The sequence below is a fragment of the Pseudothauera rhizosphaerae genome, from assembly GCF_004801305.1.
Taxonomy (GTDB): Bacteria; Pseudomonadota; Gammaproteobacteria; order Burkholderiales; family Rhodocyclaceae; genus Pseudothauera; species Pseudothauera rhizosphaerae.
On record NZ_SSOD01000002.1, the window covers coordinates 45,101 to 59,421 of the forward strand.

General features: G+C 63.3%; 9 protein-coding genes. 5 read left to right on the plus strand and 4 right to left on the minus strand.

Annotation, left to right across the window (positions count from 1 at the left end; genetic code table 11):
• From E6O51_RS02120 to E6O51_RS02130, 3 genes are read right to left on the minus strand one after another with little or no spacing between them, the layout of a single operon-like run.
• On the minus strand, positions 1–726 hold the full coding sequence (locus E6O51_RS02120; RefSeq protein WP_136383334.1) for a class I SAM-dependent methyltransferase: 726 nt from the start codon (positions 724–726) through the stop codon (positions 1–3).
• A gap of 23 nt (positions 727–749) precedes the next feature.
• Positions 750–1,757, minus strand: coding sequence for a hypothetical protein (locus tag E6O51_RS02125; RefSeq protein ID WP_136383335.1), 1,008 nt, complete (start codon positions 1,755–1,757; stop codon positions 750–752).
• On the minus strand, positions 1,747–2,472 hold the full coding sequence (locus tag E6O51_RS02130) for a WbqC family protein (protein ID WP_136383336.1): 726 nt from the start codon (positions 2,470–2,472) through the stop codon (positions 1,747–1,749). The genes E6O51_RS02125 and E6O51_RS02130 overlap by 11 nt, the downstream gene beginning before the upstream one ends.
• A 455-nt stretch (positions 2,473–2,927) precedes the next feature.
• On the opposite strand from E6O51_RS02130, the gene E6O51_RS02135 reads away from it, so the two are divergent.
• Positions 2,928–6,458: a glycosyltransferase gene (locus E6O51_RS02135; RefSeq protein WP_136383337.1), complete on the plus strand. Its 3,531-nt coding sequence runs from the start codon at positions 2,928–2,930 to the stop codon at positions 6,456–6,458.
• A gap of 6 nt (positions 6,459–6,464) precedes the next feature.
• Here E6O51_RS02135 and E6O51_RS02140 read toward each other — a convergent pair whose 3' ends face one another.
• On the minus strand, positions 6,465–8,609 hold the full coding sequence (locus E6O51_RS02140; RefSeq protein WP_136383338.1) for an O-linked N-acetylglucosamine transferase, SPINDLY family protein: 2,145 nt from the start codon (positions 8,607–8,609) through the stop codon (positions 6,465–6,467).
• A gap of 272 nt (positions 8,610–8,881) precedes the next feature.
• Here E6O51_RS02140 and E6O51_RS02145 point away from each other — a divergent pair, with 272 nt between their 5' ends.
• The 4 genes from E6O51_RS02145 (at position 8,882) to fliD (ending at position 14,288) form a co-directional block, all read left to right on the plus strand.
• On the plus strand, positions 8,882–10,531 hold the full coding sequence (locus tag E6O51_RS02145; RefSeq protein ID WP_136383339.1) for a flagellin N-terminal helical domain-containing protein: 1,650 nt from the start codon (positions 8,882–8,884) through the stop codon (positions 10,529–10,531).
• A gap of 231 nt (positions 10,532–10,762) precedes the next feature.
• A complete protein-coding gene (locus E6O51_RS02150; protein ID WP_136383340.1) occupies positions 10,763–12,376 on the plus strand; it encodes a flagellin N-terminal helical domain-containing protein in 1,614 nt (537 codons plus the stop codon).
• Positions 12,377–12,456: 80 nt separating this feature from the next.
• Complete coding sequence (locus tag E6O51_RS02155; protein ID WP_136383341.1) at positions 12,457–12,855, plus strand: flagellar protein FlaG; 399 nt, start codon at positions 12,457–12,459, stop codon at positions 12,853–12,855.
• 32 nt (positions 12,856–12,887) lie between these two features.
• On the plus strand, positions 12,888–14,288 hold the full coding sequence (fliD, locus tag E6O51_RS02160) for a flagellar filament capping protein FliD (protein WP_136383342.1): 1,401 nt from the start codon (positions 12,888–12,890) through the stop codon (positions 14,286–14,288).
• Positions 14,289–14,321: the final 33 nt, after the last annotated feature.

Sequence of the window (14,321 nt, forward strand, 5' to 3'; positions counted from 1 at the left end):
CTATCGCGACTCCGCAATGTCGGTGCGCCGGTATACACCCATCCAACTCGCCAATTTCCCCAAGCGTCCGCCCGAAATGACATGCAAGCCCGCAAGCACGACATTGACGATGAGAATCAGACATCGAAAATGTCTCGCGCCGCTACCCGCATCTCCTGGAGGGGGTGGGAAATAGTACCTATTGTTTCTGAGACGCCAACTGTCGCGAAAAAACCAGGCCTCCTCAAGCACCATTTTGATCCTTGGCCGGAAGGCGACGGGACCTCCCAGAATGCCGAACATCATACCCAGGCTCTGCGGCGTGTAAGGGCGGACATGTGTGTAATCGTGCCAGAAGCGAATGCCAGGCATAGGCGTAATGACTATCAATCGACCATCGTCTTCCAACATCGGCAAATACTTGTCCATGAACGCCACGAGGTCTTTCGCAGACAAGTGCTCCACTATATGGGACATCAACAAGATGTCGTATTTGCGTAAAGACAACTCCTCGGGAAGAGAAACCCCGAACCCTTCCTGGCGCAGCGCATCCACTTGTTCCGGATTAGCGTCGACGCCTGTTAATCGCGGGCAATACACACTCAGCAGGCGCAAGTATTTTCCTTGTCCGCAGCCGATATCCAGAAGACTTTTCCCGTTGAATCGTGTTGCGAACAAGCGCTCCAGACATCGTTCCTCCAGCCTTTGATAATGCGTCTTGGCGAGCAACGCTTGAACCGCGTTCATACAAGAGCCCCTTTTCCCGCCCCTCATGCCGCGGACACTTCGTCGAAACTGCATTCTCCAGCAAGAACCTGAAGCATTCTTTCCATCAATTTCTCTGTCATTCTCTGATCACAGGGCAGGAACAAGGTATTTTGCGCCAATGTGACCTCAAATTCCGGCACGACATTAGAGACCGCGATCTTCGGCCAATAGCGCGGAACGTAAATGCGTTTCGCCCGCAACGCTTCCGGGTCACAGCCGCAACGGGGAAGATAGGGATAGCATAAGGAAACCTCGTCCTCCCGCGGATCGAGAGGAAAACCGTTGGACGCAGCCAGTCGTTCATGCAGCAAAGCGAAATTCTCTTTGCGCTTGGCGCCAATGGCCCCATAGGGAATGTGGCTCAGCAGGGTTTGCGTCAAGCGCGACATGCGTTTGGGCTCTTGCCCGGACAGGCTGGAGTCAGCCGCCACAAAATCCGCATACCCTTTTTCGGGCTCATCCCCAAGACGCCTCAAAAGATGTGTACATCTGCCTATTGACCCTTGATCAATTTCCTCCGGTTCGCGCATGTCCAATTTGGTAGCCAGGTAACCACCATCCGGCACGCCAAAAAATTTACGCGGAGAGTAGATCGTGGCAAGACAGTCCTCGGCCGGGTTGAAAAAGGCTTGACTGTTGTCAATGATGATCCGCTCGGAATCGAACCGGCGCAGTGTTTCCATGACACCGCGGCGACAGACGCCGAAATAATTGACATACAACAGCCAGTCATTCACGCCTGGCTGGGCGTCAACGATTTGCAGCTCCGCGTCCAGTCCATAGCGGCGAACAGGTATGCCTGCCATGACCGGCGGCTCCATCATGCTGTCGCAGACATACCAAGGCATCCAAATCGTGGCCGGTCGGCCTGCGCGTAACAACGCCAAAAAAGCGGCGCGCGCGGATTGATAGCGCAAGACATTGCGGTGGTATTCCCCCGTGCCTTGCGCAAGCTCAAGCTCGAAATACCCACCGATTGCGGAATGGATGATAGTATTCTCAAATTGCATAGACTACGCTTCCCGTAAGACGGCTACGCAGCCATGCCTGTACTTCCCCGACGCTGTTCCACATGAGCACATCCAGAATCGAAAGATTCGGCTCAAAGGCATAGGATCCACATTCGTAGCGCAAGTCGTTCATCTTGGTGAACGCCAACCTGATGTCTGAGGCTTTCCACTCTTGTGGATCGAATATTTCCCTGCCGCCCGGAGGATTTATGTAAATATCAGCGCCAAGCCATTTGGAAATCTGCAACGCAATCTGTCCAGGGTGCTCGACGTTTTTCAATTCACCAAGGCTTGAACACAATTCCAGCGCTGTCGGAATCGCCAGCCTTTCCGCTACCACATTGAGACTCGCAACATTGAATTCGACCAGTCGATTCGTCTTCAAACGGGAAAAAACATCGCGCACCATATCCATGACCAAGGGGAAATACGGGGCGCACTTTCGATAGTGCTGTAACTGCGCCTGGAGCTTGCGTTGCATTTCATCCGGGTTCGCCAGGAGGATTTGCTGCATCGAAGTTCCAAGAGGCATTTTTTTAACGGGTAGGACGAAGTATTGCCAGCCTTCGTCTGGACGAAGAATACGGTTGCGGTTCATCCATGTATGTCTTGAGTATTGCACCACATCCAGAACCACCCAGCGGTCCACTTGCGCCATCAACTCGAAATAGCCGATGTACGGAAAAGGATAAGGCTGCATAATCGCCAGCTTCATACCCGGAGCTCCAGTGTCACTCGCATTATTACTGTGAGAAATTCGCCATGGAAGCCGTATTTTCCTTTCGCCATCCCACTCATTTTAGCTTCCCTCTGTTTTGTATCTTCCGCGATGCGAAGGTCGCTTACTCTACGGCGCGGTGCGATACACTGGCGCACTCCGTCGCTTGGCCCTAACACGCCGTTCGAGCAAGCTCGGTAGGAACTGAGTGCCAGATCCGGCTGATCCGGCGGTTTCGCCGCACGTATTTACTGCGAAAGGCCATTGCTGTCAATGGCTGTGTCTTTCGGCTTCCAACGTAACGGCATTGTGCCCGTCAATTCGTGTTCACTGTACGATATGAGTTCCACCACTAATGCCGCCAAGGCCATGCCCGCAACCCGGGCCGCTACACAGCTCCCACGGGACTGGATCGACAAAGACAAGGCAAAGCCCCTGATTGCGGAAACTCAATGAACCAAGTCCATCCCTACTACATCGTCGCACCCGATTACCGCGACAATTCAGCGGGTGTCCAAGTCCTGCACCGGCTTTGCGATATCCTGAACGCCACCAGGTGCGATGCCTACATCGTCGGCGCGGAGGTATTCGATCCCGGCCTGCGGACGCCGCCCCTCGACGATACGACAGCGGCAAGGCATCGCCGGCAGGGGAAAATCCCGATCGCGGTCTACTCCGACGTCGTCACCGGCAACCCGCTCAACGCGCCCGTCTGCGTGCGTTACATGCTGAATAGGGATGGTGTGATAGAGGAAAATCCGATCGGTGCGGGAACGGAGGATTTGTTTTTCTATTATGCCAGGGCATTCACGCCGAATACAGACGAGGAATTCGACTACCTGATCTTGATTACATACGACCTCGACCTGTTCAAGCCGGACCCGCAGAGGGAAAAGAATGGCCCGCTGTTGTACTTGAACCGGATACCGCCATCGGCCGTGGATTTCTCTACCCTGCCAGACAACATCGAGGTTCTCTCCAACAGAAACCCCTTGAGCCTTCCCGATCTGGCGGAAAAACTACAATCCGCGACCGTTCTGTATTCATATGAGATGTCCGGTACATGCACGCTCGCCATGCTCTGCGGTTGCCCGGTGGTAGCGATGACGCTGCCGGGCTACGAGAAGTTCGGTTTGTCAAAGCAGACTCTACAAATTTTTTATGGCAATTGCGGTTATGCCATGGCCGATGCGGAAGACGAACTGAAGGTAGCGAGGAAAAGCCTGCCTTTTATCAGGCAGGGCATACTTAATTGCGAACGTAAGTTCCAGAGCCAACTTCGCGTATTCATCGACAAGACTCAGCACAAGGCCAGTGAGCTAGCGCGGCACAAACCTCCTTCCCTGCTACGGCACAACGCCTATCAGGATTGGATCGCAGCTCGCCGCTTCTCCGCGGACGATGTCCTCAGACATGAACTTACGAGCGCACGGCTGGCCGATCCGCCCGATTTCCACATCGCGGTGGTTGACGAAGGCAATGACGCTCGGGAACTCGCCCGAACTCTGCGTTCCCTCGCCGGGCAGCATTACCCGCATATTTTCGTTTCCGTCTCCAGCCCGCTCCCCGCTCCCGAAGGCTCAAACCCCCGGCGCCTGGAATGGCTGCGAGGTGAACACGTTTGGGCATCCGCCGATCTCGCACTGCGCAAGGCACGTCCGGACGCCTGGGTCGGGCTGATGCGTGCGGGTGACGCACTCGCGCAACATGCACTATCCGCGCTTGCCGAGTACCTCGATGAACACGCCGGGCTCTCGGCCATATACACCGACGAAGACATCCTGGAAGCCTTCGGAACGCGCCATTCCCCCCGTTTCAAACCGGATTTCGATCCCAGGCTGCTGCGGGACAGCGGGTATACCGGGGGACTGCTGCTGGCGAAGAACGAAGTCTGGCGGGCTGCCGGCGGATGGCGGCATTTGCCCGGCTACGAAGACGAGTTCGACCTGGCTCTGCGGCTCGCGGAGTTCGTCCCCGCGGCATCCTTCGGCCATTTCGCCGACGTGCTCTACCACCGCGGCAGCGGGCATCCCGCCCTTAAGAACACCGCCGGCCCACACGTTGTTGATGCACCGCAGAGCCCCGTGCCCGATGCCCCCGAGGCGCGGAGCGAACCAGGCGTGCCGCTGGTCTCCATCCTGATTCCCACCCGCGATCAATTGCCGGCTCTGCAACGCTGCATCGAAACCCTATTCGAGCAGACGCAGGACACGCCCTTTGAGCTGATCCTTGTCGATCACGACAGCAGCGAGGCGGACGCCGTCGCCTTCCTGTCCGGACTCCCCGCCGTGGCGCCCGACCGTATTCAGGTCGTCAAGGCTCACGGAGACTTCAACTTCAGCGCCCTCATCAACCTTGCGGCCCGCCATGGGCGTGGAGAATTTCTTCTTCTGCTCAACAACGACACCGCAGCCCTCCACCCGGAATGGCTGCCTGCGCTGCTGGCCGAGATGAAAGACCCGGAAGTGGGCATCGTCGCGCCGCGCATGGTCTTTCCCGATGGCCGCATCCAGCACGCGGGCGCGGTGCTCGGCCTTTCGTGCGCCGCGGACTACCCTTGGGTCGGCGCGTCCATGGACGACCCCGGCTACCTCGGCCTGCTCGCCCACGCCCACACCGTCTCGGCGGTGAGCGGCGCGGCACTGCTCATCCGGCGCACGCTCTTCGACACGCTCGGCGGCATGGACGAGCACTACGCCATTGCCTATGGCGACATCGACCTCTGCCTGCGCGCCGCGCAGGCGGGTTTCCGCTGCATATGGACGCCGCAGGCCACACTGCTTCACGAAGCAGGGCAAACCCTGAAGAGCGTATTTGCCACACCCCAGGCTGTCGAGGCCGCTCAGCGCCGCTTCCAAGAGGCGAGGCGGACTCTCTTGAAGCGCTGGCTGCCCCAACTGGCTCGCGACCCCGCCTACAACATCAACCTGTCACTGAATTCACGCCGTTTCGAGCTTGAAGCGGATCCCGTCCTGCAGCCTTTCGGCCCGGCCGCAGCCCGGCCGCGCGTTCTGGCCCTGCCGGCCGACGACAGCGGTTCCGGCATTTACCGCGTGTGCCTGCCGGCCGGAGCGGCGACTGAAAAAGACTTGGCGGCAGTGCGGATTGCAGCGGGTTATCCCGCTCCGGTGCAATTCGAGCGGCTCGGTATCCAGACCCTGTTCTCGCAGCGCCAAGTAGATGACAACCACTTGCACGCCCTCGCCGAACTGCACGATCTGCTGCCCGGCCTGCGCGTGGTCATGGATTTTGATGATCTGCTCACTGCCGTCTCGCCCCATAGCTACCACCACCGCACGATGTGGAAGGACATGCCCCAGCGCCTGCGGGCACTGGGCGGGATGATCGACTGCCTGACCGTCTCTACTGCCCCCCTAGCCGAGGAAATGCTCGCTTACCATGCCGATGTCCGCCACATCCCCAACGGCATCGACCCACGCCTGTGGGTACCAGGCCCGGTGCCCGTTCGTGCCGGCGGGGCAAAGTTGCGTGTCGGCTGGGCCGGCGGCATCAGCCACGCGGGCGACCTCAAGCAGATCGAGAAAGTGGTCGCCGAACTGGCCGACGAAGTCGACTGGATCTTCCTTGGCATGACACTGGACAGCCTGCAGCCATACGTCACCGAATTCCACCTCGGGGTCCCCTTTGCGGATTACCCGCGCAAGCTCGCCGAACTCGATCTCGACCTCGCCATTGCCCCCCTCGAACTCAACCGCTTCAACGAGTGCAAGAGCAACCTGCGCCTGCTCGAATACGGCGCGCTCGGCATTCCGGTCGTCGCCACCGACATTCTGCCCTACCGCTGCGGCCTGCCGGTCACCCTGGTGGACAACCGCCCGCAGTCCTGGCTGCGCGCGATCCGCGAACGCATCGGCGAACGCGACGCCCTCCAGCGCGATGGCGCCATCCTGCGCGAGGCGGTGCTGCGCGACTGGACACTGGAGAAGACCCTGCCGGCCTGGGTATCGGCCTGGACGGGCTGAAGCACCTCACCCCGCGGAACGCTGCTCCGCGCACCACGCGCGCCAGCGTTCCCGCAGCCCGTTGCCGAACTCCTCGGCATAGCGCCCGGCATCGCACAGTGCCGAAGCCGCCATCTCGTCCCGCAGGCCGGCGCGGATGCGCGCCAGTTCGGCAGGCGCCCGGCACAGGGCGAGCACCTCGGCGACATAGCCGTCCTCGTCCTCGGCGATCCACTCGGGGCGGCCGAGCGCCGACAGCAGGCTCGCCCCCTGCCGCCCGATCCAGTTGTCGCCCTTCAGCGTGATCACGGGCACGCCCATCCACAGGCTCTCGGCGGTGGTCGTGCCGCCCGGGAAGGGGAAGGCGTCGAGCACCAGATCCACCTCGCGGTAGCCGTCCAGGTACTGTTCGCGCGGCAGCGGCCCTTCCAGGCGAACCCGCTCCACGTCGATCCCCGCCGCGGCCATGCGGTCGCGCAGCGCCTGCCGCTGCGCCTCGTCTTTCAACTGGCCGGCCCGGCACAGCAGCCGGGCCTGCGGCAGGGCCCGCATCACCTTCGCCCAGCAGGCCAGCACCCGGTCGCCGAGCTTGGGCAGCGCGTGGAAACTGCCCAGCGTCGGATGGCCATTCTCCAGCATCGGCAAGGGCCCGACTGCACTCGCGCCCGGGGGCGGCGTGAAGCACAGGTAGCTGGCACCCATCCGCCATGGCCGCTCCACGTAGCGCGCCTCGTCTTCGGGCGGCAGCACCTGTCGGTCGCACACGATGTAATCGATCGCCTCGACGCCGGTGGAGGCGAAGTACCCCAGCCAGGCCACCTGTACCGGCGCCGGCTTGCGGGCGAACAGTTCCGGGCGCCCCAGCGCGCTGTGGCCGGCCATGTCCACCAGAACGTCGATGCGGTCGGCGCGCACCACCTCGAAGAGGACGGCATCGGGCACGTTGGGCACGTCCCGCCAGCCCGCCAGCGCGTCGCGGATACGCCCCCATTCCGCGTCGTCCACGCAGCCGGTGCGGTACGCGATCAGTTCGAAGCCCCGGGCCTTCAGCCCGTGCAGGATGCGTTCGGAGAAATATCCCACGGGATGGGCGCGCAAGTCGCCCGACACCAGGCCCACGCGCAATGCGCGTTCGGGGTCCGGCGCCACGTCCCAGTCCCGCGCCGGCGCGATCCGCGCACGCAGGAGATCGGCGTAGCGCCGCACCTCCACCGCCACCTCGGCCGCCGGGCGCTCGAGATAATTGAGCAGGAAGAGCAGTTGCGACTGCGCCTCCAGCGCATCCTCGGGCGCCTGCCGCGCGGCGGCGAAGCAGGCCACGGCCTCTTCGAGCCGGCCGGCCCGCTGCAAGGCCACGCCCAAGGCGATGGAGAGCTTCGAATTCCCCGGTGCCCGTTGCAGCGCACTCCGGTAGACGTCCTCGGCTTCCTGCAGCCGCCCGAGTTCGCGCAGGGCGTTGCCCAGATTGATGTATGCCAGCACGTTGCCGGGCTGGATGCACACGGCCTCCTCCGCGTGAGTGCGGGCCTGTTCGTAATCCCCCAGGCTGTGGAAGACCGCGCTGGCGTTGATCCGCACCGACGCCACGCCCGGAGCCAGGGCCAGCGCGCGTTCGCTGGCATTGCGCGCGGCGGCCATGTCGCCGCCGTCGCGGCAGGCCAGGGCGAGGTTGGAGAACACCGCCGCGTCCTGCGGCAGCAGCTCCGCCGCCCGCTCCAGTTCCGTACGCCCGCCGCGGCCGCGTTCCAGCAGCGCGCTGCCGAGCGCGCTCCAGGCGAAACCGAACGCCGGATCGCGCGCGAGCAGACGGCGCGCGGCCCGCTCCACGTCGTCGAAGCGGCCCGCCTTGTGCAATTCGATCAGATGGGCGGCGGCGGCCTCCCTGCCCTCCGGCAGGCGCTGCGTCCTGGCCTCGGCGAGTGCCTGCGCATAGTCCGCACGCGCGGGCTCACCTACACACGCACGCTCCAGGAACGGCAAGGCATCCTCCACCCGGTCGAGCACGAGCGCCAGACACCCCAGGAGGTAGTTCGCTTCCGGCAACTCGGGGGCATTGGCCAGTACAGCCCGGCACAGTTGTTCCGCCTCGGCAAGCTGGCCTGCGTCCAGGCAGCTCCGCACGGCCTGCAGCGCCCTCGCGAACAAATCGTCATTGCAGGTTTCCCGGCTCATCTCTCATCCATGCGCAGCACTGCCGGCACGTATTCCACCGGTCGCCCGGATTCTACTTCCTTGCCGGCAGGAAGCGGCAATCCGTGCGGCAGGAGCGGCAAGCATTGCCGGCAAGACCCGCATAATGTTCATAAATCATTGAAAAAACAGAAAAATAAAACCTGGCACGCATCTCGCTTTAAGGCAGCCAGAAGGCTCGGAGGTCGGAAGCGATGCACTCCACATCCAGCCGATCCGAGCAACCTCCGAATCCGATTCAAGGAGATGCAAAAATGGCACAGGTGATCAATACCAACGTTGCTTCTCTCAATGCGCAACGTAATCTCAACGCTTCATCCGGCTCGCTCGAGACCTCGCTGCAGCGGCTGTCCTCCGGCCTGCGCATCAACAGCGCCAAGGACGACGCCGCCGGCCTGGCGATTTCCGAGCGCTTCACCGCGCAGATCAACGGCCTCGACCAGGCCCGCCGCAACGCCAACGACGGCATCTCGCTCGCGCAGACCGCCGAAGCGGCCATGCAGTCCACCGGCGACATCCTGCAGCGCATCCGCACCCTGGCGATCCAGTCGGCCAACGCCACCAACTCCGCCGGTGACCGCGCTTCGCTGAATGCCGAAGTGCAGCAGCTCACCCAGGAACTGCAGCGCATCGCCACCAACACCGAGTTCAACGGCCTCAAGCTGCTGGACGGTTCGTTCACCTCCGCCCAGTTCCAGGTCGGCGCCAACGCCAACCAGACCATCACCGCCACCTCGGGCAACTTCCAGATCAACGCCTACGGCAACTACCGTGTCGGCGGCATGGCGGCGTCCTCCAACACGCCCAACGGCGTGGGCGATCTGGTCGTGGGCAGCCTGGAAACGACCCAGCTCACCACCGGCGGCATCCCCGCCTCCCGCCTTGCCGCGGGCGACACCATTACCATCTCCAGCAGCCTGGGCAGCCGCGAGATCGCCTACGCCGCAGGCTCCAGCGCCGAACAGATCGCCGCCAAGATCAACCAGGCCCAGACCGGCGTGCGCGCCTCGGCACTGACCTCCTTCGTGCTCGGCGCCGACGACGCCAACGCCAACGCGGCCAGCTTCCAGCAGGGGGCAAGCTACACCTTCCTGCTCGCCACCGACACCTCCGACCCCACCGGAGCCACCGATCCGGCTTCCTACACCACGGTGTCGTTCTCGGTGGGCGGCAGCGCCTCCGGCAGCGCCGCCACCCAGGCCAGCCAGCTTTCCGCGGCGGTCCAGGCCTTCAACGACGTGGCCGGCCGCACGGGCTTCACCGCCAAGATCGTCGAAACCGACAACGGCTACCTGGGCATCCAGCTCACCAGCGAAGCCGGCAAGGACCTGCGCATGATCAACGCCTCCGAAGCCGGCAACGACCTCGCGCTGGAAGACCTCAAGGCCATCGACGGCGACAACACCACCCCTGCCGGCGTGATCACCGGCGCGGCGCTGGCGGCCAACGGCACCTCCACCGCCTGGACCGCCGCCGACGCGGCGTGGATCACCGGCCAGGTCATCCTGGACTCCGACCGTTCCTTCTCGCTGACTGCCAACAACGACGAAATCCTGCTCGCCGCGGGCACCGCCGGCGGCCAGTTGCAGACCGTGGAGAACCTGGACGTCAGCACCGTGGAATCTTCCAACCGCACGCTCGCCCTGGTGGACTCGGCCCTGGCCGCCATCACCAATCAGCGCGCCCGCTACGGTGCCCTGCAGAACCGATTCGAAAACACCATCAGCAATCTGCAAAGCACGTCGGAGAATCTTTCGGCCTCGCGCTCGCGCATCCGCGACGCGGACTTTGCCGCCGAGACGGCGAACCTGACCCGCGCGCAGATCCTGCAGCAGGCCGGCACCGCCATGCTCGCCCAGGCCAACCAGATCCCGCAGCGGGTACTCCAGTTGCTGCAAGGCTGACGCGGTTACGTGCCATCCGCGTCGGCCGGGGCCGGGGGTGCAGCGATGCACCCCCGGTTTTTTTGTGCCTTTCGCCATACGCAGGGCGGCTAGCCGAGACCGGCAAAAATTACCCCTAAAGAATTGCCGCCCCGCTCCGTTAATGTCTCCAAGAGCAGCATCAAGCTCGATGCCAGACCCGCTCAAGGACCCCCTGGCGCTTCAACAACCTGTTGAATTCAGGAGATTATCATGGCACAAGTCATCAACACCAATGTCCAGTCGCTCAACGCTCAGCGCCAGCTCAACAACTCGGCGACCTCCCTGTCCACCTCGCTGCAGCGCCTGTCCTCCGGCCTGCGCATCAACAGCGCCAAGGACGACGCCGCCGGTCTGGCGATCTCCGAGCGCTTCACCTCGCAGATCAACGGCCTCGACCAGGCCACCCGCAACGCCAACGACGGCATCTCGCTCGCGCAGACCGCCGAAGCGGCCATGCAGTCCACCGGCGACATCCTGCAGCGCATCCGCACCCTGGCACTGCAATCGGCCAACGCCACCAACTCCTCCGGCGACCGCGCCTCGATCAACGCCGAAGTGCAGCAGCTCACCCAGGAACTGCAGCGCATCGCCACCAACACCGAGTTCAACGGCCAGAAGCTGCTGGACGGTTCCTTCACCTCCGCCCAGTTCCAGGTCGGCTCCAACGCCAACCAGACCATCACCGCCACCTCGGGCAACTTCCAGACCAACGCCTACGGCAACTACCGCATCGGCGGCCTGGCAACCTCGACGGCGACGCCCAACGGCGTGGGCGACCTGGTGGTCGGCTCGACCGCGGACGGCCAACTGTCCACCTGGACCGCCGGCAACTCTTCGCGCATCGCGGCCGAAACCATCACCATCTCCAACAGCCTGGGCAGCCGCGAAATCGCCATTGCCGACAACGCCAGCGCCGAGCAGATCGCAGCCCGCATCAACCAGGCCGAAGCCGGCGTGCGCGCCACGGCCAACACCAGCGTCGTGCTGGGGGCCGGTACCGCCAACGCCTTCGAGCAGGGCGCCAGCTACACCTTCCTGCTCGCCACCGAAACCACCGACGGTGCCGATCCCAACGCCTACACCACGGTGTCGTTCTCCATCGGCGGCACGGTCTCCGGCAGCGCGGCCAGCCAGACCAGCCAGCTTTCCGCGGCGGTCCAGGCCTTCAACGACGTTTCCGCCAAGACCGGCTTCACCGCCAAGATCGTGGAAGCCGACGACGGCAGCCTGGGCATCCAGCTCACCAGCGAGGCCGGCAAGGATCTGCGCATCACCAACGCCGACACCTCCGCCGGCGCCGTTTCCATCAACGACGTCAGCGTGCTTAACGGCGATGATGGCGACGACACCGCGGAGGGGACTCTGGCCCAGGCCAGCGCAGCGGGTTGGGGCGGCGCGTCTTCGGCGTGGATCACCGGCCAGGTGGTGATCGATTCGGACCGCTCCTTCTCCTTCGACAGCACCGGCACCGCGGTCCTGACCGCTGCCGGCACGGTCGGCGGCCAGCTCCAGACCGTGGAGAACCTGGACGTCAGCACCGTGGAAGCGGCCAACCGCACCCTGGCTCTGGTGGATTCCGCCCTGGCCGCGGTGAGCACCCAGCGCGCCCGCTACGGCGCCTTGCAGAACCGCTTCGAGACCACCATCAGCAACCTGCAGGCCACGTCCGAGAACCTGTCGGCCTCCCGTTCGCGCATCCGCGATGCGGACTTCGCGGCGGAAACCGCCAACCTGACCCGGGCGCAAATCCTGCAGCAGGCCGGCGTGGCGATGCTGTCGCAGGCCAACGCCCTGCCGCAGAACGTGCTTTCGCTGATCCGCTGAACGGAGTAGGCTGACGCACAGCATACGGCGCGGGGCTCGCAAGGGCTCCGCGCCGTTCCCCCATAAAGGAGGAAGACATCATGAGTACTCCTGCCCTGGGCGGCCTGCCGCCCCCCACCGAACTGCGGCAATTTTCGCCGGCCACCGCACCGCTGCCCCCCGGCGCGACGTCCGCCAGCCAGGAAATCGAAGACTTTTCCAAAGGTGGGCAAACCGGGACTGCCGCCGGGCAATCAACCGAAAATACGCCGACCCCTGCCACCGAAGTCGAGCAGGCACTGGACGAAGTGCGCCAAGCCATCCGGCCGGTGGCACGAAACCTGCTGTTTTCGATTGACGAAGATACCGGCAAGACCGTCATCAAGGTCATCGACACCACCACCGACGAAGTCATCCGGCAAATTCCGTCCGAAGAGATCATCGCCATCGCCAAGGCGCTGGACAAGTTGCAGGGGCTGCTGCTGCGCCAGGAAGCCTGAGCGCGCGAAAAGGTAAAGAGGAGAAGCACATCATGGCCGCGATTACGACCGGGGGTTCGGTCCTCGACATCAACACACTGGTCGACAGTCTGATGACGCTCGAGCGCCAGCCGCTTGAGAAGATCGCCACCAAGGCGGGGGAGCAGACGACCAAGCTCACCGCTTTCGGGCAGATCAAGGGCGTGCTGTCCTCCCTGCAGACCGCTGCCGCTGCGCTCAACAACCTGGACACCTTCACTGCCACCAAGGCCACGGTGAGCGGCGACGGCTTCACCGCCACCTCCAAGGCCGGCGCGGCCAGCGGCAGCCATACCGTGGAAGTGCTCAATCTGGCGCAGGAGCAACGCGTCGCCACCGCGGCGGACGGCAGCTTCACACCCTCTGCCGGCAAGCTGACTATTGAGTTCGGCACGGTGGTGGGGTCCCAGTTCGTCACCGACGTGCCGGTCCGCAGCGCCGCGTTGGAATTCGAAGGCAGCACGCTGGAAGAACTGCGCGACGCTATCAACGGCGACGCCACGCTGGGCATCAAGGCCAGCATCATCAACAACGGCACCCACGACCAGCTCGTGTTCACCGGCACGGCCAGCGGCCAGAACATGGCCTTCCGCCTCACCGGCGAAGACGGCCTGGAAGGCTTGAGCTTCGACCCGGCGGCCACGCCTTCCGGCGACGAACAGGTCTATTCCGTGCAAGCCGCGGAAAGTGCCCGCCTGAAGGTCGACGGCATCGAAATCACGCGCGGCAAGAACACCATCGACGACGTCATCGCCGGCGTCACGCTGACCCTGACCAAGGACCCCGCAGACAGTACTACCGCCCTCAAGGGAAGCGTGACCGTCTCCGAGGACACCACCGCAGCCAAGAGCGCCATCGAGGCCTTCGTAAAAGCCTATAACGAGGCCAACACCACCATCCGTTCGCTGACTTCCTACGATACGGAGAACCAACTGGCCGCCACGCTGACCGGCGACTCCACCGCGCGCAACATCCAGAACCAGTTGCGCGATGCCGTGAGCGCCCAGTTCAGCAGCCTGGAAGGCGCCTCCTCGCTGGCGGAGATCGGCATCACTTTCGACAAGACCGGCGCACTGGTGATCGACAGCACCAAGCTCGACGCCGCGCTCACGGACCCGGCCAAGGATGTGGGCACCCTGTTCGCCGGCAAGGACGCCTTTGCCACCACCCTCAACGCCAAGCTGGACAGTATCCTCGACGCCGATGAAGGGGTACTCGCCGGGCGCACCAAGAGCATCAACAGCACCATCGACTCGCTGACCAAACAGTACGAGGCGCTGGAAGACAAGCTGGTATTGGTGGAAGAGCGTTATCGGCTGCAATACTCCAAGCTGGACACCCTGCTCGCCAGCCTGAGCCAGACCAGTAACTATCTGACCCAGCAGCTTGCAAACCTGCCGACGATCGGTAGCTAAGAGAACGCGGACCCATTCCGATACGGGGAACAT